This window comes from Lacibacter sp. (assembly GCF_057361365.1).
On sequence record NZ_JBMQSG010000007.1, the window covers coordinates 377,915 to 398,787 of the forward strand.

The 20,873-nt window shown below is 39.8% G+C and carries 17 protein-coding genes and 1 pseudogene; 12 read left to right on the forward strand and 6 right to left on the reverse strand.

The window, feature by feature from the left end; genetic code table 11:
• The first annotated feature begins 17 nt into the window (after positions 1–17).
• Both rbfA and ACO1QW_RS06325 read left to right on the forward strand, forming a co-directional pair.
• Positions 18–386 carry a 30S ribosome-binding factor RbfA gene (gene rbfA / locus ACO1QW_RS06320; RefSeq protein WP_486256749.1) on the forward strand — a complete coding sequence of 123 codons (369 nt, stop codon included), beginning with the start codon at positions 18–20 and terminating at the stop codon, positions 384–386.
• A gap of 80 nt (positions 387–466) precedes the next feature.
• The gene (locus ACO1QW_RS06325) at positions 467–1,684 is read left to right on the forward strand and encodes an FtsX-like permease family protein (RefSeq protein ID WP_486256751.1); all 1,218 of its coding nucleotides are present in this window, start codon (positions 467–469) and stop codon (positions 1,682–1,684) included.
• Positions 1,685–1,736: 52 nt separating this feature from the next.
• Here the strand turns inward: ACO1QW_RS06325 and ACO1QW_RS06330 are convergent, their stop codons facing one another.
• The gene (locus ACO1QW_RS06330; protein WP_486256753.1) at positions 1,737–2,576 is read right to left on the reverse strand and encodes a transketolase; all 840 of its coding nucleotides are present in this window, start codon (positions 2,574–2,576) and stop codon (positions 1,737–1,739) included.
• Positions 2,577–2,766: 190 nt separating this feature from the next.
• Here ACO1QW_RS06330 and ACO1QW_RS06335 point away from each other — a divergent pair, with 190 nt between their 5' ends.
• Together ACO1QW_RS06335 and frr are read left to right on the forward strand one after the other, a co-directional pair.
• Positions 2,767–3,933 carry an MraY family glycosyltransferase gene (locus ACO1QW_RS06335; protein ID WP_486256755.1) on the forward strand — a complete coding sequence of 389 codons (1,167 nt, stop codon included), beginning with the start codon at positions 2,767–2,769 and terminating at the stop codon, positions 3,931–3,933.
• 60 nt (positions 3,934–3,993) lie between these two features.
• Positions 3,994–4,557 carry a ribosome recycling factor gene (gene frr, locus ACO1QW_RS06340; RefSeq protein WP_486256756.1) on the forward strand — a complete coding sequence of 188 codons (564 nt, stop codon included), beginning with the start codon at positions 3,994–3,996 and terminating at the stop codon, positions 4,555–4,557.
• Between the two features lie 29 nt (positions 4,558–4,586).
• Here frr and ACO1QW_RS06345 read toward each other — a convergent pair whose 3' ends face one another.
• Positions 4,587–5,471 (reverse strand): DMT family transporter, encoded by an 885-nt coding sequence (locus ACO1QW_RS06345; RefSeq protein WP_486256758.1) that lies wholly within the window; start codon positions 5,469–5,471, stop codon positions 4,587–4,589.
• Between the two features lie 118 nt (positions 5,472–5,589).
• Here ACO1QW_RS06345 and ACO1QW_RS06350 point away from each other — a divergent pair, with 118 nt between their 5' ends.
• The 4 genes from ACO1QW_RS06350 to ACO1QW_RS06365 all read left to right on the forward strand — a co-directional run bounded on the left by ACO1QW_RS06350 (position 5,590) and on the right by ACO1QW_RS06365 (position 8,721).
• Entirely contained in the window at positions 5,590–6,348 is a 759-nt protein-coding gene (locus ACO1QW_RS06350; protein WP_486256760.1) for a PPK2 family polyphosphate kinase, read from the forward strand.
• Positions 6,349–6,431: 83 nt separating this feature from the next.
• Positions 6,432–6,800, forward strand: coding sequence for a large conductance mechanosensitive channel protein MscL (gene mscL, locus ACO1QW_RS06355; RefSeq protein WP_486256762.1), 369 nt, complete (start codon positions 6,432–6,434; stop codon positions 6,798–6,800).
• 109 nt (positions 6,801–6,909) lie between these two features.
• The gene (locus tag ACO1QW_RS06360) at positions 6,910–7,845 is read left to right on the forward strand and encodes a DUF3078 domain-containing protein (RefSeq protein ID WP_486256764.1); all 936 of its coding nucleotides are present in this window, start codon (positions 6,910–6,912) and stop codon (positions 7,843–7,845) included.
• A 75-nt stretch (positions 7,846–7,920) separates the two neighbouring features.
• Positions 7,921–8,721, forward strand: a complete 801-nt coding sequence (locus ACO1QW_RS06365; protein WP_486256766.1) for a segregation and condensation protein A — start codon at positions 7,921–7,923, stop codon at positions 8,719–8,721.
• Positions 8,722–8,805: 84 nt separating this feature from the next.
• Here ACO1QW_RS06365 and dxs read toward each other — a convergent pair whose 3' ends face one another.
• Positions 8,806–10,728, reverse strand: a complete 1,923-nt coding sequence (gene dxs / locus ACO1QW_RS06370) for a 1-deoxy-D-xylulose-5-phosphate synthase (protein WP_486256768.1) — start codon at positions 10,726–10,728, stop codon at positions 8,806–8,808.
• A gap of 197 nt (positions 10,729–10,925) precedes the next feature.
• Between dxs and ACO1QW_RS06375 the strand changes: the two genes are divergently transcribed.
• Genes ACO1QW_RS06375 through ACO1QW_RS06385 form a run of 3 tightly spaced genes read left to right on the forward strand, consistent with a single transcriptional unit; the run spans position 10,926 to position 14,079 of the window.
• Positions 10,926–11,981 carry a sensor histidine kinase gene (locus ACO1QW_RS06375; protein ID WP_486256770.1) on the forward strand — a complete coding sequence of 352 codons (1,056 nt, stop codon included), beginning with the start codon at positions 10,926–10,928 and terminating at the stop codon, positions 11,979–11,981.
• A gap of 42 nt (positions 11,982–12,023) precedes the next feature.
• Positions 12,024–12,761, forward strand: a complete 738-nt coding sequence (locus ACO1QW_RS06380) for a LytR/AlgR family response regulator transcription factor (RefSeq protein WP_486256771.1) — start codon at positions 12,024–12,026, stop codon at positions 12,759–12,761.
• A 31-nt stretch (positions 12,762–12,792) separates the two neighbouring features.
• Positions 12,793–14,079 (forward strand): M28 family peptidase, encoded by a 1,287-nt coding sequence (locus ACO1QW_RS06385; RefSeq protein ID WP_486256773.1) that lies wholly within the window; start codon positions 12,793–12,795, stop codon positions 14,077–14,079.
• A 67-nt stretch (positions 14,080–14,146) separates the two neighbouring features.
• On the opposite strand, the gene ACO1QW_RS06390 is transcribed toward ACO1QW_RS06385, so the two are convergent.
• The 3 genes from ACO1QW_RS06390 to ACO1QW_RS06400 all read right to left on the reverse strand — a co-directional run bounded on the left by ACO1QW_RS06390 (position 14,147) and on the right by ACO1QW_RS06400 (position 17,921).
• The gene (locus tag ACO1QW_RS06390; protein ID WP_486256775.1) at positions 14,147–15,703 is read right to left on the reverse strand and encodes a DUF6770 family protein; all 1,557 of its coding nucleotides are present in this window, start codon (positions 15,701–15,703) and stop codon (positions 14,147–14,149) included.
• Positions 15,704–15,719: 16 nt separating this feature from the next.
• Entirely contained in the window at positions 15,720–16,937 is a 1,218-nt protein-coding gene (locus ACO1QW_RS06395) for a M48 family metallopeptidase (RefSeq protein ID WP_486256777.1), read from the reverse strand.
• 228 nt (positions 16,938–17,165) lie between these two features.
• Positions 17,166–17,921, reverse strand: a complete 756-nt coding sequence (locus ACO1QW_RS06400; RefSeq protein ID WP_486256778.1) for a phosphoglycerol geranylgeranyltransferase — start codon at positions 17,919–17,921, stop codon at positions 17,166–17,168.
• Positions 17,922–18,334: 413 nt separating this feature from the next.
• Between ACO1QW_RS06400 and ACO1QW_RS06405 the strand changes: the two are divergent.
• A pseudogene (locus tag ACO1QW_RS06405) lies at positions 18,335–20,803 on the forward strand (vitamin B12-dependent ribonucleotide reductase); the annotation flags it as partial.
• Positions 20,804–20,873 lie beyond the last annotated feature (70 nt).

Consider the following 20,873-nt stretch of genomic DNA (forward strand, 5'->3'; position numbering starts at 1 on the left):
GTTTAAAAGTTGAAGATATGTTAGAAGGAAAAAGACAGAAACAGGTAGCGGGTGTAATTCACGAGGAAATGTCGGTTATTTTCCAAAAGCTGGGTTTATCCATGCTCGATGGCGGATTGGTTTCTATTTCATCGGTGAAAATAACGCCTGATCTGCTGGAAGCTCGTATTTACCTGAGTGTGTTCCAGGCAAAAGATAACCAGGCAGTGCTGAAAAAGATTGAAGAAAAGGCTTATGAAATAAAACGTGAACTTGCTTCTAAAGTAAAGCACCAACTGCGTCGAATGCCCGAGATCAAATATTTTCTCGATGATACACTTGACCAGGTATTTAAAATGGAAGAACTCTTCAAGAAAATTGAAGAGGAGAAGAAGGGAGAGGAGTAAATAGCCGGTAGTTGAAAATCGTTAGTTGTTAAGCTTTGACTATTAACAATTGACCATTCACCATTCACAACAATTATTCATTGAATTTTCTTTTCGCCTGGCGCTATTTTAAATCAAAAAAATCAACCAATGCCATCAATATTATTGCATGGGTAACGGTGACGGCTATGGCTGTTGGTACTGCTGCGTTGGTGGTAGTGCTGAGTATCTTTAATGGATTTGAAGGGTTGGTGAAAACGTTATACTCTTCTTTTTATCCCGATGTACGTATTACTGCTGAGCAGCAAAAAATAATGTTGCTGGATGATGCTACTCTCGCAAAGATCCGTGTGCTGAGTAATGTGAAAGCAGCAAGCACGATTGTTGAAGAAAATGTGCATCTGCAGAATGGTGATTACCGTACCAATGCTGTTATTAAAGGCGTTGATGATCAGTATGGCAAAGCGAGTGGAGTTTCATCCATGATCAGCAATGGTCAGTTTGAAACCGGTAGTGTTGAAACACCTGCACTGGTGTTAGGCGTAGGTATTGAAAATGCATTGAATCTTTTAAGTGATCGAGCAATAAATCCGGTTACTGCTTATTTACCAAAGCGAGGGGTATCTTCTTCCAATCCGCTGGAAGCTATCAGTACAGTTAATTTACAACCCACCGGATCGTTTTCCATTCAGCAGGATTTCGATAATAAATATGTCATCACCAATATTGATATACTCAAAGAAATGCTGGGTTTAAAACCCAATGAATACAGCTCTGTTGAAATTAAATTGGCCAATGTTGAACAAGAAAAAGAAACAATTGCTGCTTTGCAACAGATGTTGGGTAAGGGCTACCTGGTAGAGAATCGATACCAACAAAATCGTTCGCTCTTTGCTGTTATGCAATTGGAAAAATGGGCTATCTATGGAATTCTTTCATTGATACTGGTGATTGCGGCCTTTAATATGATCGGCGCATTAACGATGCTTGTGCTCGAGAAAGAACAGGACATCCAGATATTACAGGCAATGGGAAGCGGCAGAATATTTATTCAAAAAATATTTTTAACTGAAGGTGTATTGCTTGCGTTAGCCGGAAGTATCATTGGAATAATCCTGGCGCTCATTTTTTCTTACCTGCAGGTAACATTTAAAATTATTCCACTCACCGGTTCTTTTGTGATCGATTATTATCCTGTAAAGATTTTGATTACCGATATTTTGCTTGTGATAGCAACAGTAATTGTCATTGGGTTGCTCGCTTCTTGGGTGCCATCAGTAAAAGCAGCACGTCAAAAAATTTCTTTACGGGCACAATAAAAAAAGCAGGCGATTTATACACCTGCTGTCTTCAATATAATTTCCTGGAAAATTAATAATCGCCTAAGCTTGTTTCACCTAGTTGAGTGAGAGCTTTTGCTAATTGCTCATCGTTAGGAGCAATACCGTGCCACTCATGACTACCTTCCATAAAGTCGATGCCTTTACCCATTTCAGTCTTCATCAAATTCATAATGGGTTTGCCTTTGCCAACAAACGATTTCGCTTTTTCTAAACCGGCAACCATCTCATCCATATCGTTACCATTTTCAATCACCAATGTTTCCCAGCCAAAAGCATCAAACTTCGCTTTCAAATCGCCAAGGCTCATTACTTTTTTGGTTGGTCCATCGATTTGCTGTCCATTCCAATCAATTGTTGAAATGAGGTTATCCATTTTATGATGCGCTGCAAACATTACAGCTTCCCAAATTTGTCCTTCCTGTAATTCGCCATCGCCATGCAAAGAATAAACTACGGTGTTTTCTTTGTTCAGCTTTTTCGTATAAGCCGCACCAATAGCCACACTTAAACCTTGCCCCAATGAGCCAGATGCAATGCGTACACCGGGCAAATGTTCGTGGGTAGTGGGGTGACCTTGCAAACGACTGTTCAGTTTTCTGAAAGTTGCAAGCTCCTGAACCGGGAAATAACCGCTACGTGCCAGCGTTGCATAAAAAATCGGTGAAATATGACCGTTAGAAAGGAAGAAAAGATCTTCATTCTTTGCATCCATATTAAAGGCCGGATCATGCTTCAACACTTTAAAATACAATGCTGTAAGATATTCAGTACAGCCCAATGAGCCACCGGGGTGCCCACTTTGACATCCATGTACCATTCTTACAATGTCTCTACGGAGTTGCGTCGCAATTTCTTTCAGTTCTGGCATAGTCTTTTTTGAATTGCGGCAAAGCTAAAAGAAAAATGTTTGCAATTGGCTAAACTTTTGATTGAATTAAAAGTCAATACCTGTTCTGTGGAGAAGTGGAGTAAAACCAGGCAACATTTATTTTATTGTTATCTGTTTCCTCTTTCAACGCAGATAGTATAGATTTGCAACACACGAATTAGTCAACTGCATGGATCACCTGCTAATAGGATCGGTTATTTCATTTTTAATTACTTATTCGGCTATTCCCATTATTATAAGGGTAGCTGAAGCGAAGCATTTATTCGATGTTCCCGATGACGATCGTAAGGTGCACGCCGCTCCAATTCCCTCGTTGGGAGGAATCGGCATTTTTGCCGGCTTTATATTAGGCTTTTTAATTGCAGTGCCTGCCGGTTTGGTGGAAGTGCAATATTTCGGTGCGGCTTTTCTCGTAGTTTTTTTCCTGGGGTTGAAAGATGATATTGTGGTGCTGACGCCCCTTAAAAAATTCCTGGGGCAATTATTAGCTGCATTTATCATTGTTTATAAGGGTGGAATTCTTATCGACGGTATGTTTGGTTTTATGGGCTTTGAAAAAATGCCATTTGTTTTAAGCCTTGCCTTTACCTACCTCACCATCATCGTAATAACTAACTCTTTCAATTTAATTGATGGGGTGGATGGTCTTGCCGGCTCGCTTGGCCTGTTTACATCCGTTTGTTTTGGAATTTATTTTGTGTTGGCCGATCAGCCTTTTTACGCCATGATGTCTTTTGCCATGGCGGGAAGTTTAGCAGCATTCCTCATCTTTAATATTTCTCCAGCAAAAATATTCATGGGCGATACAGGCTCACTTTTGTTGGGTATCATCAACTCTATTCTTGTTATTAAATTCATTCAGGTAGCTACTTTGCCTACGGCAAAAGTTTACCTGCCGGCAGCACCAGCCATTGGTTTTGCCATCTTGTTTGTTCCTTTATTTGATACGTTGCGCATTTTTGCCTACCGCATTTTATCCCGCCGTTCACCTTTTAGTCCCGACAGGAACCATGTGCACCATCTGTTGTTAGCAAAAGGATTCAGTCATAAAATGGTGACGTTTTTAGCGGTATCCTTCAATCTTGTAATTGCAGGAGTAACTGTGTTGGCCCGTGAACTGAATATCACATTTTTATTGCTGGGTTTAATCAGTGTAGGATTTTCTGTTATCAGCCTTCTTATCTACTCAAATAGAAACAACCGTCGTAAATTATTTGCAAAAGATGCCACAGCTGCGCCATCAGAAGCACTGAATGGCGAAACAAAAGTTATTCCCTTGGCAGGTGGCACTGTTGTTCCGGAAAAAGCTGAAGTTGCCAAGCACAAGCAGTCTTAATTTCTGCGGTAGCAATAAATAACAATTCAGTAGGTTTGCAGCTCAATAATTTTTAATTGTATGTCAGAAGAGCTTTCGTTAATCATGGACGATGCTGAAGAGCACATGAAAAAAGCCATTCAGCACCTTGAAGTAGAATTAGTAAAAATTCGTGCAGGAAGGGCAAACCCAAATATGTTGGATGGAATTGTTGTTGATTATTATGGTACGCCCACACCCATTGGACAAATCGGGAACATAAGCGTAACCGATGCCCGTACACTTACTATTCAGCCCTGGGAAAAAAATATGTTACAGCCAATTGAGCGAGCCATCATTAACTCTAACATTGGTCTTGCTCCGCAAAACGATGGTAATATCATTCGTCTATTTTTGCCACCTCTCACTGAAGAACGCCGTAAGGAGTTAGTAAAGCGAGTGAATGGCGAAGGCGAACATACAAAAGTTGCGGTGCGTAATATTCGTCGTGATGCTATTGAGCAAATCAAGAAATTGCAAAAAGATGGATTAAGTGAAGATGCGGCAAAAGATGCAGAAAAAGATATTCAGGTGTTGACAGATAAATTCAGTGTGTTGATCGATAAACATCTCGAAGCAAAAGACAAAGAGATCATGTCAGTATAATCAATATCATTCTTAAATGTAAAGGGACGCTATTGCGTCCCTTTTTTATTTGTGTTGGTGATGTATACACCTGATAAAATAATAATTAAGCCAATAATTTCCAATTGACCAATAGTTTCACCTGCCAGCAATCCCCATCCAATTGCCACAAATGGAATACCATAAGTAACTGTGGAAGAAAATAATGGTCCCGCCCGTTTCATGAGCATGTAAAACAAAATGGTTGCAACTGCTGTTCCGAAAATACCCAACACGGCTGAGGCAGTAACAGCTGTTAAAACTGAAGCATCGCTAAAACTGTGTTCAGCAAAACCTGAAATAAATAAAACTGCTGCTGAGGGAATAATAAGCGAAACAAATGCAATAGCTGCAATGTCGAGTGACGGTACATGTTTCAAAAAACGATTGGTGAGGTTTACATTCAGCCCGTAACATAATGTTGCCAACACAATGAGTGATGCAAGAAACACATCGCTGTTGCCGCTATCTTTTTTTTGTGCAAGGAAAAGCAATAACATTCCAGCAAAACCCACAAGTACACCAATAAATTTTTTCCAGATAATTCCGGATTTAAAAAACAATGCACCAATAGTGATCACAAACAAAGGAGTTAGTGCATTCAACATTCCCGCCAACGCACTGTCAATTTTTGTTTCGGCCACGCAAAAAAGAATGGCAGGAATAAAACTGCCAAGCATACCAGATAAAATTAACAAGCCAAGATCTTTTCTCTGCATCCGTTTGAAACTACCCGTGGCAAAGGGCAGAAGTACAATGCCAGCGCTAAGCATACGCATCGCTGCTACTTCATAAGCAGATAATTGCTTTAATCCCTCTTTCATCAAAATAAAAGAACTGCCCCATACAAGGCACAGGATCAAAAATAAAAGCCAGTTAAAAAATTTTGGATGCATAGGAAGAGATGCAAAGGTTCGGGAAAAGATGCATTTTGCCAATAAGTGTTGATGAATGGAATAAAGGCAGCGACTTACTCCTGCAAAACAAAGATTATATTCGTAAAAACGATTTTGTATGGCTAAAGTGAAACTCTCCGAAATCAGCACAAGGGCACCAGGCAGCTTCGATAAAGAAAAAACAAAAGCAAAAACAGAAAAGATATTGGATGAATTGGATGAATTGCAAAATCTTTTGATTGCCGAATCAAAACATTCGCTGTTGGTAATATTCCAGGGAATGGATGCCAGTGGAAAAGATGGCGCCATCCGTGATGTGTTTGGGTCGTTGAATCCAATGGGTGTTTCTGTAAAATCGTTTAAAGCGCCAACCGATGAAGAATTAAGCCAGGATTTTTTGTGGCGCATACACAAAGCTGCACCGCCAAAAGGAATGATACAGATATTTAACCGTAGCCAGTATGAAGATGTATTAGTGACAAGAGTGCATGGTTGGTGCGATGATGAGATAGCCAAAAAAAGAATGAAAGCAATTAACGATATGGAAGAGTTGCTTACGGAACATAACAATACACACATTCTTAAATTCTATTTACACATTTCGCCAAAAGAACAACAGGAACGTTTAGCGGAACGCACACATGATCCACGTAAAATGTGGAAGTACAATGAAAAAGATTTTGCTGAAGCTAAGCTGTGGGAAAAATACATGGGCTATTATGAAGAATGCTTTAATACCTGTGATAAAATTCCCTGGCATATTATACCCAGTGATCAGAACTGGTATAAAGAATACCTTATTGCAACAACAGTATACGAAACGCTGAAAGAGTTAAAGATGCAATATCCTCAAATAGAAAATAAAACTTTGAAATAGGAGATATTTTTTTCAGATTTGTACTGCCCGCTTTTATACTACTGTGACTCGTTTTCATTTCATCACAATAAAAAACCAACATTATGGGAATGCTAAAAGAATTTAAAGAGTTTACAATGAGAGGCAACGTCATTGATCTTGCCATTGGTGTAATTATTGGTGGCGCATTCGGTGCCATTATTAATTCTTTGGTAGGAGATATTATTACACCCGTGTTGTTAAAGCCTGCGTTAGAAACTGCAGGTGTTGCTGAAATTGACAAGTGGGCTCCGGGCGGAGTATTGTTGGGTAAGTTTATTGCAGCTATTATTTCATTTATCGTTATTGCATTTGTGTTATTCCTGATCATTAAAGGAGTAAATGCTTCAAAGAAGAAAGAAGAAGCACCGCCTGCTGTAACGCCTGAAGAAATTGTGTTGCTGCGTGAAATAAGAGACGCTCTAAAAAAATAAAATCGGGTTATATTATTTCAGCAGCAAAGAGCATCTTCTTTGCTGCTTTTTTATTTCATAAAGCATGGCGTTAAATTTGCTGTGCTAACGCTTAAAATTAACTCTTACGATGAAACAGTTTTTCTTAACAGCAGTTGTTGCTGTGTACGCTATAACCATTACCGCACAGGATGCGGAGGTAAAACGTTTAAAAGACGAATCAAACAAAACAGTTAAGAAAGAACCAAAACAAATAGAAGGTTGGACAAAAGGCGGTGTGTTTAACTTAAACCTTAGCCAGGGAGCAAGTCGTAACTGGGCTGCAGGTGCTGAAAAATTTTCATTCTCTGTAAATGCATTGGCCAACACGTTTGCGTATTATAAACGAAATAGAAACGTATGGGACAATTCACTCAATGTGCAATATGGAATTGTAAATGCAACCAGCATTGGCACAAGAAAAAATGATGATCGTATTGATCTGCTTTCACGTTATGGTTACCAATTGGGCGACACGGCAACAAGCAAATGGTATTTATCTGCATTGGTAAACCTGCGTACCCAAATGACAACAGGTTATAACTATGCACTCAACCCCAAGCAAAAAAACTCCGACTTTTTTGCACCTGCTTATCTGTTGGTATCCCCGGGTATCATGTATAAACCTAATGCAACGTTTGACGTGTTTCTGTCGCCCGTTACTTCACGTTGGGTAATTGTAAATGATAAAAACAAAGACATCCGCAGGCTGTTTAATTTTAAAGATACTACCCAGGCTACGATCAATGAGATTGGTGCTTTTTTAACGGCTAATATTAAAAAAGAACTGGCAAAAAATATCAACTTAGCCAGCCGGCTCGATCTCTTCAGCAACTACCGTAACAACCCGCAGAATATTGATGTGTTTTGGACCAACACATTGGGTTTCAAGGTGAATAAATATATCGGCTTTACGTATAATCTCGATCTTATTTACGACCATGATGTGAAAAATGTGCAAACCGGCGGATTGCTCGGCACACAGCTGAAAAGCCTGCTGGGATTAGGCTTTACTGCTACATTTTAGTAAGGTTTAGTTCCCTACATTTGCAAGTCCCGGTACAAATTGTCCGGGACTTGTTCGTTAAAAACAGATACTACTTTGCAAACAGACTCATACCAGATAAAGCTGCCGCAGTTTGAAGGCCCATTCGATCTCCTGTTGTTTTTTATTGAGCGTGATGAACTGGATATTTATAATATTCCCATCACACGCATTATTAAAGATTTTATGGAGTTTATCCATAAGAGTGAACAGCTGAATATTGAATTGTCGAGTGAATTCATTTTGTTCATTTCCACACTTATGCGCATCAAAGCAAAAATGTTGCTGCCACGTAAGGAAGTAGATGAGCAGGGAAATGAAATTGATCCACGACAAGAGCTGGTTGATAAAATTCTTGAGTACAAGCGGTTTAAAGAAGCAAGTGTGCAAATGGCGGAGATGGAAGCCATGCGTATGCTGATGGTGAAGCGTGGTAACATTGCAAAAGAACTATCAAGCATTGGTGAAGAAACAGGCGAAGGCACCGAGATACAAACCATCACTATGTTTAAACTCATGAAGACGTTTGAACGGGTGATGAAAAAACACCACGACCGTTTTAATAAACCGGTACATACGGTGGTGCAATACAACTATACAATGGAGGGAAGCCGGGAATATATGCTGGATATGGTGAAGCAAGAAAAAAACATGCCTTTTGAAAAATTATTTGATGTGGTAGAGAACCGCATTCATGCTATCTTCTTGTTTCTTTCATTGCTTGAACTTTCGCAACAACGCTACATGACTTTGCTGGTGGGTGAAGGAAAAAACAATTTTATTGTGGAATGGAATGAGAACAGGGAAGAAGATGCGGAAGATTCATTTGTGTATCCGACGAATCCAGAGGATAATTAATTTTGGTGTTACGATATCATACAACGCATGACATAAAAAATCCCGGTGCATAACACCGGGATTTTCATTTATACAAACAATGAGTTACGCTTTCACCGTCACCCTCACATCCATCATCTCTCTCACTGTTTTTGCAATGCCATTGGCATCAATGCCTATTTCTTCATACAACTGTTTAGGTGTGCCATGTTCTACCAGTGCATCAGGAATACCCATGATCTTTACTTCAGCAGTATAGTTATGTGCAGCCATAAACTCAAGCACTGCACTACCAAAACCACCAACCACGGTTCCGTCTTCAATTGTGACAACCTTACTGAACTTAGAAAACACTTCGTGCAGCATTTCTTCATCAATTGGTTTTGCAAAACGCATGTCGTAATGTGCAGGGTTGATTCCATCATTCTTCAATTCACGAATAGCACTTGCTGCAAAATTTCCGGGGTGGCCAAACGAAAGAATAGCTATCCCTTCGCCATCTTTCAACTTACGTCCTTTACCAATTTCTATTTCTTTCATTTCTGTTCTCCACTCCGGCATAACACCCTCACCTCTCGGGTAGCGAATTGAAATTGGTAATGTATGTGAATCAAGCTGCGCTGTGTACATCATGTTACGCAATTCCGCTTCATTCATTGGAGCCGCAACGATCATATTCGGTACACAACGCATATAAGCAACATCATAACAACCATGATGTGTTGGACCATCTTCACCCACCAAACCTGCACGATCTAAACAAAAGATTACAGGTAACTTTTGAATAGCTACATCGTGCACCACCATATCATAAGCACGCTGCATGAAGGATGAGTAGATATTGCAATACACTTTCATGCCCTGTGTTGCCATACCTGCACTGAGTGTTACAGCATGTTGTTCGCAAATGCCCACATCAAAAGCACGGTGTGGCATTTTGTCCATCATAAATTTAAGTGAAGATCCACTTGGCATTGCAGGTGTAACGCCGACGATCTTTTCATTTTTCTCTGCCAGTTCAATCATGGTATGTCCAAACACATCCTGGTATTTGGGTGCTTGTGGCGTATCAAATTTTTTCTTTTGTATTTCACCGGTTACTTTGTCAAACAAACCCGGCGCATGCCATTTGGTTTGATCTTTTTCGGCAAGTTCGTATCCTTTTCCTTTTACTGTTACTATGTGTAACAGCTTTGGCCCGGGAATATTCTTCAGATCTTTTAATGTATCAACAAGCTTTGTAATGTTATGTCCATCAATAGGACCAAAATAACGCAGCTGCAACGCTTCAAATAAATTACTGCTCTTGCTTACAAAACCTTTAATGCTATGCTCCAGCTTGCTCGCCATTTCACGTGTAAATGTTTTGCCGACAGGTAATTTACCCAACGCCTTCCACACATCATCTTTAATACGGTTATAAGTTGGCGAAGTGGTAATGTCGGTCAGGTATTCTTTTAACGCACCAACATTCGGATCAATGCTCATGCAGTTATCATTCAAAATGATCAGCACATCGCTGTCGGCGACACCCGCATGGTTCATTGCTTCAAAAGCTAAACCAGCCGTCATGGCGCCATCGCCAATCACTGCAATAGATTTACGGTTTTCACCTTTCATTTTTGCAGCCATCGCCATACCCAATGCTGCTGAAATAGATGTGGAAGAATGGCCTACACCAAATGTATCATATTCACTTTCGCTGCGTTTGGGGAAACCACTTAGTCCATGATACTTTCTATTGGTATGAAAATTATTCCTGCGACCGGTAAGGATCTTATGTCCATATGCCTGGTGACCCACATCCCATACTAACTGATCGTAAGGTGTATTATAAACATAATGAAGGGCAGTTGAAAGTTCCACCACACCAAGACTTGCACCAAAATGACCGCCATGCACACTCACCACATCAATAATATACTGGCGTAATTCATCACAAACCTGTGGTAATTGATCCATAGGCAATTTTTTTAAATCGGCCGGAGAATCAATTTTGCTCAGCAGGGAACCGGGTTTTATTTCCATATTTTCCAGAATAATTAGGTAAAGGTAAAAAACTTACAGTCAATCGTACAAGATTGGTTTGTGTAACAACAGTTCACGTAAAAGGTTGAAAGGCCTTTAAAACGGCCTTCTCAATTCAACCATTTACCCAAATAATACGCCCTTTGTAACTTTAGGAGGTCGAAACACATATCTTAACGGTTAGATTTGTAAGTACTATGCGCATAGGAATCAGTAAAATGGGGGCTTATTGGTGGTGCCAGGTGGCGGGCTGGGGCGGTAATATGCTCATGAATTTTTTCTTTGCCTGGACTTATAACAGGGATATAAATGCACCTTTTGTGCTGAGGTCGCTCATTATTGCGTTGCTGGGTTTGATCATTACCCATTTTATGCGCTGGGTGATCATACAAACAAACCTGCTGCATAAAACATTTGAACGACAGGTGGTTTATTTCCTGGTGCTTACCCTCGCTTTCTCCATGCTTTATCCGTTCATTTCGCTTTCTCTTTTTAATATACTCGATCTGTTTACTCCCGAACAAAAAGTGTACAGCTTTACAAGGTTGCTGGTTGGTTCGGCCATCAATGCGTTTGTAACATTGTTGGTATGGAACCTTATCTACTTTATTTATCATTACGTTGAAACTTTCCGTAAGCAACAACTCGATGCATTGAAAATGCAAAGCGTGGTGAAGGAGCTTGAACTGAAAACGATCAAGGCACATATCAATCCACATTTCATTTTTAATTCGTTGAATGGTATTCGTGCATTGGTTGATGAAAATCCGGCACGTGCAAGAACAGCTATTACCGAGTTGAGTAATATTCTTCGCAGTAGTATGCAAGCCGAGAAAATGGAAACAGTGCCGTTTGAAAGAGAGTTGGGTATTGTAAAAGATTATCTCGCACTGGAACAGATGCGATTTGAAGAACGATTGAAAGTGAATTTTGATATTGATGAAGATACACTGGAGCAACCAATACCACCCATGATGTTGCAGACACTGGTGGAGAATGCCATTAAACACGGCATCAGCAAAAACATTAATGGAGGTGAAATAAAGATCAGTTCAAAATTTGTAAACGATCATCATCAGTTGGTTATCAGGAATACCGGTCGCCTCAATGGTGATTTCAATCCAGATGGATTTGGTATTTCAAGTACAGAAAGTCGTTTGAAACTAATGTTTGGTGAAGGCGCTTTATTTTCCATTGCCGATGTAAATGGAAACGAAGTGGAAGCAAAAGTGAGTATGCCGGCGGGATTATAATTAACAACAATAGATTAAATTGTACGTATAAAAAATTGATCCATGAACAAAAGAGCTATCATTATTGATGATGAACGTTTGGCCAGGAATGAACTCAAAAAACTGTTGACCGATTTTCCTGATATTGAAGTGGTGGATGAAGCATCGAATGTAGACGAGGGTTTACAAAAGATCGAAGCATTAAATCCTGATCTTATTTTTCTCGATATACAAATGCCGGGCAAAACAGGTTTTGATCTATTAAGCGAACTTGATCGTACGCCTGAAGTGATCTTTACAACAGCATACGATGAATACGCACTTCGTGCTTTTGAAGTGAACGCATTGGATTATTTACTGAAACCAATTGAACCAAAACGTTTGGCTGATGCATTGCATAAGCTGGATGAAGATGAAAAAGAAACAACGGTTGATGGTGAACCAATATCGGTAAACAGAAGTTTACTGAGTGAGAACGACCAGGTATTTGTAAAAGATGGTGAACGTTGCTGGTTTGTAAAACTGAGCGATATCCGTTTGTTTGAAAGTGTAGGCAACTATGCAAAAGTATATTTCGGTCCTAACAAACCACTTATCTTGAAATCATTGAATGCATTGGAAGAACGTTTGGATGAAAAAATATTCTTCCGTGCAAACCGCAAGCATATTGTGAATCTTCGTATGATCGAAAAAGTTGAACCGTATTTCAATGGTGGTTTGCTTTTAGAAATTCATGGAGGTGATAAGATTGAAGTGAGCAGGAGACAAGCGGTGAAGTTTAAGGAAATGATGAGTTTATAAATAGTAAATTTTTATTGTAATACCTTATCGAATGAAGAAAATTTTTGCAACGTGGTTATTGAGTACAGTAACCACGTTTTTATTTGCACAAACGAAAGTTGAGAACATCATCAATTCCAAAGAAGTTGAACGTATTGAAAGAGTGCTTGCTTCAGATGAAATGAAAGGCCGACGGGTTTTTAGCTCCGAAATAGATAAAGCTGCCGATTTTATTGCTGCAGAATTTAAGGCAGCAGGTTTGGAAACCTGGAACAACAGCGGAACATATCGGCAGGAGTTTTCTATTCTTTCACCACGTTTCAAAGGATTAACAGGCACCTTCGATCAGCAACCTCTTGATGCAAAGAATGCTGTTGTTATCACGACAACTGCAGACTTGACGATCAATGAACAATCGGGTTATGAAAAAGTAAAACTTGCTGCCGGTGCCAATTTGTTTGCCGAAGCACAGAGATACATTCGTTCAGGAAAAAATTACCTGGTGCTGGTTGATACATCGTACAGCAAAAACTTTGGACGATTGACAGGTTTCAAGCGAGGAATGTTTGCAATGAAGAATAATGTTGTGTTTGTGCTCACCACTGTTGATCCATCAACTTACAGCATTCAAGCGCAACATGAAATTGCTGAACAAAAACTGGCGAATGTTGTAGGCGTAATCCCGGGAAAAAGTAAGAAAGAAGAATATGTAATTTTTTCTGGTCACTACGATCATATTGGAATTGGTAAACCTGTTGACGGGGATTCTATTTTCAATGGTGCTAATGATGATGCGGCAGGTACTACTGCTGTTATTATGCTGGCGAAATACTATAAAGCATTAAACAATAATGAACGCACCATCATCTTTGCTGCCTTTACAGCAGAAGAATCGGGCGGTTATGGTGCTCAATATTTCTCCAGGCAATTCGATCCGGCGAAAGTTGCAGCTATGTTCAACATTGAAATGATCGGTACAGAAAGCAAGTGGGGGAAAAACTCAGCTTATATCACAGGTTTTGAAAAAACAGATATGGGTGCTATTATGCAAAAGAATCTTGAAGGCACTGGTTTCACTTTTCATCCCGATCCATATACTGATCAGAATTTATTTTATCGTTCCGATAATGCAACGCTTGCACGTTTAGGAGTACCTGCTCATACTATCTCTACTTCAAAAATGGATAATGAACCAAACTATCACAAAGTTTCAGATCATGTTGAAACGCTTGATATGAACAATATGGCTATGATCATTAAATCGATTGCATTGAGCGCAAGAAGTATTGTGAGCGGAAAAGATTCGCCAACCAGAGTAAAGGTGGATGAGTTGAGATAAAGCTATTAAGGTGATCAAATAAAAAGGGAGCATTGCTCCCTTTTTATTTGATGATCTCATTTAAGATTTAATTCAACTTTTCAAAATGAAGATCGAGTTTCTTATCTTTTTTATAGTAGTCCATGATCAATACTTGTCCCTGGCGGGCAGGTAATACAATCGACTTTGTAGCGTCTGATTTTGTCTGGATCTTATCCTGTGTCAGCTTACCATCGTTTAAGGTAATTGAATTAAATGTGGCACCTTTGTAATCCTTCCCTCGTTCATAATCGCTGTAACAAACCGAAAACGAACTGTGGTCTTTATTAACCTGTGTATAAGCATAATCGAAACCACTGTAGTAATATTTAATTTGTTTACCTAGCATTTGCGTACTTACAAATTCTGAGCCGCTTGTTAGTTGAATGTCGTTATCACTTTTCTTATAGATAGACGCTTCTTTAACGGTAAATTCGGGGTCGAACTTGATCATAAGCATATCTGTTACCTTCAGCTTAACTGTACTGATGTTAGAGCGGCCACCGGCAGCACCAGCTAATATACTTGTGGCAATGCCCAATCCGCTTGCTGCTTTTTTGTAACCTTCACCAATTGCATAAATATTACCATCGTCAGTTTGTACCATATTGTGCAGAAACATAAATCCAAAATCATCAATTTTACCACTGCCACTTACCCCAAGGTGTTTGCCAAGGTCAACTGCCCAGGAAGAATATTTTTCGCTAACAGTTTTTCCTGTTTCGTCAATGCCCACAAATGCAAAGCCTTTTGATTTGTCCTTCATTACATTTCCGCCTTTGTCGAAGTACTCGCCGTACAGGTAGGCTTTGCCATCTCTTAAAACAGACATGCTTATAGGATAAAAATGATATTTGCCTTCGTTAGTAGATTTTTGAAACAACAGTTTACCGTTTTCAAGCGATAATCCCAAAATGTATGAGTCAGGATTACGATCGAGCACGCCTGAATATTTCAGCATTTCAACATATACTACATTCTTAAAAGTTCCGAGGTAGTCACCCACAAACATTTTACCATCCATTGCTGGTATATAGGTCCATTGTTTTTTGACATCGGTACCCACATAGCTGATCTGAAATGTAAAATCCTTATTATCACGGCTTGGAATATTAGAAATGAACCCTTTTCCTTCCACCGGGTATAAACCTTTGAAGTTGTTGTCATCGTCGTCCATTAAATAGTTTGTGCGGAGATAAGCTTCATCTTTTTTGGAAATAATTTTCGTGTAAGAAAATTTTTTAGTTCCATCAGCACCGTAAACCTGGTAGTCAAGAAGATTATCGTCGGCATTGTAAAACAAAAACACGAGATCCGTTCCGTTAAAAGATGATTCAATAACAGTTACATTTTTTGAATCCTGGAATTTTAATTCTTTCAGTTTATTCAGGCTTTGATCCATTATCTGTAACGTGTATTCGTTGGTTTTACGATCGATCTTGTCGCTCACGTAAAAGAAATAGTAACCTTTCACTTCACTGCCTTCTTTAATAGCATCGGAGTTACGCATTACGCTTGACTTCTGAATATTGGCAATGCTTAGTTTTTGTGCCTGCGTGCTTGCGAAAAAGGTCAGAAGCATGAGGAATACTGTCAGTTGTTTCATTTCTGTGGTTTTGTTTTTAGTTTTGATTATTGTTTTTTTCGGCTATGTTTATTTGTTCAGCTACAGGCTGAAATTCTTTTAACGGCGATAAGTAACGATCGCAAAAAGCCTTGGTCAATTGCGCCAATTCATCAAGACGTATACGATTCAGCAATCGAAGAAGCTGGTTGTAATCATCAGCATAAAATTTGTTTTCATTATCAAGTAATAAACCGGCTTTGTGGTTTTTTTGTTGCTGGTATAGCTTGTTGAGATCTCTTGCAATAAAATAGGCAGCCAGGTTTGTATGTTTTTGCTGTTGCAGTAATAGTAAGTTGTAATAAAGATTGCGACTTAAATTGTCAGCTTGATAAGTATGTTCAATCATTTCAAGCAACAATTCTTCTTTTAACTTTTGGAAATAAGTCTCATCAACCAAAAAATCTTTACTAGCGTTTTGTGAAGCAACAGAATCTTTTAATGCAGCTATACGAACAGAACAATCAGGATGTGTTTTGAAGGAATCAATTTCCTTTGCTTTCTCTTCAGAAGTTTGCGTGTTTATTTTGCTAAAAATTGCCGATTCCTCCTGTATCCATTTCTTTTTAAATGGATAGCCTTCAAAGTTTAGTATTGTTTGCACATTCAGTTTTGGAAAGACGGTTGCTTTATCGACCGTATCGAGTAGCTGCAATAGCGATACAATGCCATTTGCATTATAACCTGTGTTCTTGAAAAAACTGAAAGCCTGCAGATCGGCTTCTGTCTCCCTGCTGCGACTGTGATGCCTGCTATTGAAAATTAAATTAAGACTGAGTTTTTCAAGTTCTTTATTTACACCGTACTGTTGCTTAGAAAGTTCTTTTAATCTCTTTTGAAATTCAGGGCTATTGGTAATGTTAACATAATTGTCAACCGACTGCAGCGTATGTGCTTTATAATAGTGCGCCAGTTCATGACACAATACAAAGGCAAGTTCCGCTTCGTTCTGCATATGTATTACAAGTCCTGCGTTAATTGCTATTGATCCATCACCCATACTGTAGGCATTCGGCCACCAGTCACGTGTAAAAAATATTCTGAGTTCATCAGCTATTAAAACAGGATTGGCTTTTATGATCTTGGTAACTACCTGTTGTAAATAGGCATGGGGTACTTTTGCGGTGATGGGACTTTTGCCATTGATTGTCTTTTCGATTTGCTCGAAATGAGTTTTGTAGATCTCTTCATAATCTTTTTTTAGAGATGGGCTCACTTTCGAAAGCCATGATGTTTCTATCTTGCGTACAGATAGTACCCAATTCTTTGTCAGAAGAGTATCATCAGTATGAAAAGTGTAAAAGGGATTTTGCTGTGCTGGCAGCAACGTGCAGAAACACAAAAGCAAAATTGTGTGGAGAAGGGTTTTCAAGAGCATATTGGGTAATGGTTCCTGCTTACAATGGATTTAATATCCGGTAAAAATAAGACGTTCGAAGGAATATTATGCTTTTACAGGCACACTATGTATAGCTGCTGCCATTTCCTTTATAAGTGTGGCGTTTTTCTCAATGGCATTGCCTATTACAATCACATCGGCGCCTGCTTTACAGTTGCGGTATGCCTTTTCCGGATCGGTAATACCACCGCCAATAATAAGAGGGGCTTCAATTTGTTGTGCCACTGCCTGTATCATGCTTTCGCTGATAGGGCGTTTTGCGCCGCTGCCTGCATCCATGTAAACCACTTTCATGCCTAGCATTTCACCAGCCATTGCGGTACACATGGCAATTTCATTTTTATCGGAAGGCAGGGGAGCAGCATTGCTGATATAGGATACAGTTGTAGGCGCACCACCATCAACCACCATATAAGCCGTAGAAATTATTTCAAGCCCGCTTTGTTTTACAAACGGAGCAGAGATCACATGCTGACCAATTAGTAATTCAGGATTGCGGCCGGAGATCAGTGAAAGATATAAGAGCCCATCGGCATACTTGCTCACCTGTGAGGGGCTGCCAGGAAAAAGGATCACGGGAATATCGCAGGCTGCTTTTATCTGCTGCACAACTTCATCCAGTTGGTTAGAGATCACCAAACTTCCACCTACAAGAAAATGATCAACACCTGCTTCAACAGAAAGCTTTACCAGCTGTTCAATGGCGGGTGGATTAACTTTATCCGGATCAATTAAAACAGCAAATGATTTTTGTCCTTTCTGTTTTCTCTCCAGTAATTCTTTATAGATGTGTTGCTTCATTCAGTGAATCCTATTCCTGCAAAAATGCAAAAAAATGTCCATCTTTTTCAGTTTCATTTCTTTTTATCAAATGACCCTGATATTGGGCGAAAATATCATATGAACAGAGTGCCGTTTTTCTGCGTTTAGATGCCAGCGTTAGTTTCATTTTCGTGTACTCCTGCCCGCAAATGCAATGGCAGCAGGGTAAAGGGAAATATTTGTAAACAGCCAATTTTTTTTTGCTCATTTTTTAAAACAACTGGTTGAAAACTCAGTATCCACATGCAAACACACGTTGGTATTGCGTTTGCGCCTGATTTCCACAGTCTGTGTATATCTCAGACTTTGGGTGTATCGTTTGAAAAAATATTTTCGTACTCTGTCGTTTAACGATTTCATAACCCAACTAACTAACCCACAAAACTTACAGATCAAAAATGGCCAGCAAAAAGAAACAAGATCAGGGACTGAAGTTCAGTCGCCGGTTCACAAAAGAAGGAGTGTCTCCCTTCGACCTGTTTGAGTACGATTACCGTACTTCTGTGATTCGCAATCCATCAGGCGAAGTTGTGTTCGAGATGAATAATGTGGAGGTGCCGAATCATTGGAGTCAGATCGCTACAGATATTCTGGCGCAGAAATATTTCCGTAAGGCGGGTGTGCCACAACCTGATGGTTCAGTAGGGCGTGAAACATCTTCGAAGCAGGTGGCACATCGTATGGCCAATTGCTGGAGAGTGTGGGGTGAGCGTTACGGCTATTTTGCATCGGAGAATGATGCACAGGTTTTTTACGAAGAGTTAGTTTATAGCATATTAAACCAGGTGTGCGTACCTAACAGTCCGCAATGGTTTAATTCGGGGTTGTATGAAAGTTATGGCATCAAAGGAAAGCCACAAGGTCACTACTTTGTTGATGCGAACGATGGCGAATTAAAGAAATCAACTTCTGCATACGAACGTCCTCAGCCACACGCTTGCTTTATCCTTAGTGTAAGCGATGATTTAGTGAACGAAGGCGGTTTGATGGATCTGTGGGTTCGTGAAGCAAGGATCTTCAAATATGGCTCTGGTGTAGGTACAAACTTTTCTACCATTCGTGGCGAAGGAGAAAAACTCAGCGGTGGTGGTACTTCAAGTGGTTTGATGAGCTTCCTGAAAATCGGCGACCGTGCTGCAGGTGCTATCAAAAGTGGTGGTACAACACGCAGGGCTGCAAAGATGGTTTGTCTTGATTTAGATCATCCTGAAATCATGGACTTCATTAACTGGAAAGTTGAAGAAGAAAAGAAAGTAGGTGCTTTGATCAATGCCGGCTATGCTTCTGATTATGAAGGTGAAGCTTACCGCACAGTGAGCGGGCAAAACTCAAACAACTCTGTACGTATACCAAATGAGTTCTTCGACAAGTTAGAGAAAGGTGAAGATTGGGAATTGAAAGCCCGTACCGATGGTCGTACAATGAAAAAAATTCCTTCACAGGAAGTTTGGAACCAGATCGCTTACGCTGCATGGCGTTGTGCTGATCCAGGAACACAATATGATACAACAATTAACGAATGGCATACATCACCAAAAGGCGGACGCATTAATGCATCTAATCCTTGCAGTGAATATATGTTCCTTGATAATACTGCATGTAATCTTGCATCAGTGAATCTACGTCGTTTGTTCGATGAAGAAACACAAACATTCGATGTACAAGGCTTTGAATATGTATGTCGTTTGTGGACTGCAGTGCTGGAAATTTCTGTGTTGATGGCACAGTTCCCATCAAAAGATGTTGCACAACTTTCTTACGATTACCGCACATTAGGTTTAGGATATGCAAACCTCGGTTCTATGCTGATGGTAATGGGCATTCCTTACGATAGTGAAGAAGCACGTGGCATTGCCGGTGCATTAACAGCTATCATGACCGGTATCTCTTACAAAACATCTGCAGAGATGGCTTCATTCCTTGGTGCGTTCCCACGTTACGAAGAGAATGCAGACGATATGTTGCGTGTAATGCGTAACCACCGTGCTGCTGCTTACGATGCAGAAGAAGCATATGTTGGTTTGAGTATTAAACCACAAGGTATCAAAGCAAAATATTGTCCTGATTATTTACTGACAAGCGCTTGCAAAAGCTGGGATGATGCAGTGGAAATGGGAGAGAAATACGGTTACCGCAATGCACAAACAACCGTAATTGCTCCAACAGGAACCATTGGTTTGGTAATGGATTGCGATACAACGGGTGTTGAACCTGATTTTGCATTGGTGAAATTTAAAAAATTAAGTGGTGGTGGTTATTTCAAAATCATCAACCAATCTGTACCGGCTGCATTGAAAAAACTTGGCTATAATGAAAGAGAAAGTGAAGCCATTGTAAAATATGCGGTAGGTTCTGCATCGTTGAATGGTGCACCACACATCAATCCGCAATCGCTCAGCGAAAAAGGATTTATTGCCGAAGAAATTAAAAAGATAGAAGCTTCTCTTGCAAGTGCATTTGAAATTGGATTTGTGTTCAACAAATATGCATTGGGCGAAGAGTGTTTGCAGCGTCTTGGTTTTACTCCTGATCAATACAACGATTTTGAGTGGAGCTTGTTAGAAGCATTAGGCTTTAACGATGATCAAATAGCAGAAGCAAATGATTATATCTGCGGAACAATGACAGTTGAAGGTGCTCCATTCTTAAAACTGGAACACTATCCTGTGTTTGATTGCGCAAACAGGTGTGGTAAAAAAGGTGTACGTTATATTCACCATAGCGGTCACATCAAAATGATGGGTGCTGCACAACCATTTCTCAGTGGTGCAATTTCAAAAACCATCAACCTGCCAAACGAGGCAACAGTTGAAGAAATTGCAGATGCTTATTACGAAAGCTGGAAGCTTGGTTTGAAAGCTTGTGCATTGTATCGTGATGGTTCTAAACTTTCTCAACCCTTAAGTACAAAGGGAAGCGATAAGAAGAAAA

Bases quoted from the DNA above. Each gene is read 5' to 3' on its own strand.
- rbfA (WP_486256749.1), top strand. From the start codon at position 18: ATGTTAGAAGGAAAAAGACAGAAACAGGTAGCGGGTGTAATTCACGAG.
- ACO1QW_RS06330 (WP_486256753.1), bottom strand. From the start codon at position 2,576: ATGCCAGAACTGAAAGAAATTGCGACGCAACTCCGTAGAGACATTGTA.
- ACO1QW_RS06335 (WP_486256755.1), top strand. From the start codon at position 2,767: ATGGATCACCTGCTAATAGGATCGGTTATTTCATTTTTAATTACTTAT.
- frr (WP_486256756.1), top strand. From the start codon at position 3,994: ATGTCAGAAGAGCTTTCGTTAATCATGGACGATGCTGAAGAGCACATG.
- ACO1QW_RS06345 (WP_486256758.1), bottom strand. From the start codon at position 5,471: ATGCATCCAAAATTTTTTAACTGGCTTTTATTTTTGATCCTGTGCCTT.
- ACO1QW_RS06350 (WP_486256760.1), top strand. From the start codon at position 5,590: ATGGCTAAAGTGAAACTCTCCGAAATCAGCACAAGGGCACCAGGCAGC.
- mscL (WP_486256762.1), top strand. From the start codon at position 6,432: ATGGGAATGCTAAAAGAATTTAAAGAGTTTACAATGAGAGGCAACGTC.
- ACO1QW_RS06360 (WP_486256764.1), top strand. From the start codon at position 6,910: ATGAAACAGTTTTTCTTAACAGCAGTTGTTGCTGTGTACGCTATAACC.
- dxs (WP_486256768.1), bottom strand. From the start codon at position 10,728: ATGGAAATAAAACCCGGTTCCCTGCTGAGCAAAATTGATTCTCCGGCC.
- ACO1QW_RS06375 (WP_486256770.1), top strand. From the start codon at position 10,926: ATGCGCATAGGAATCAGTAAAATGGGGGCTTATTGGTGGTGCCAGGTG.
- ACO1QW_RS06380 (WP_486256771.1), top strand. From the start codon at position 12,024: ATGAACAAAAGAGCTATCATTATTGATGATGAACGTTTGGCCAGGAAT.
- ACO1QW_RS06385 (WP_486256773.1), top strand. From the start codon at position 12,793: ATGAAGAAAATTTTTGCAACGTGGTTATTGAGTACAGTAACCACGTTT.
- ACO1QW_RS06390 (WP_486256775.1), bottom strand. From the start codon at position 15,703: ATGAAACAACTGACAGTATTCCTCATGCTTCTGACCTTTTTCGCAAGC.
- ACO1QW_RS06400 (WP_486256778.1), bottom strand. From the start codon at position 17,921: ATGAAGCAACACATCTATAAAGAATTACTGGAGAGAAAACAGAAAGGA.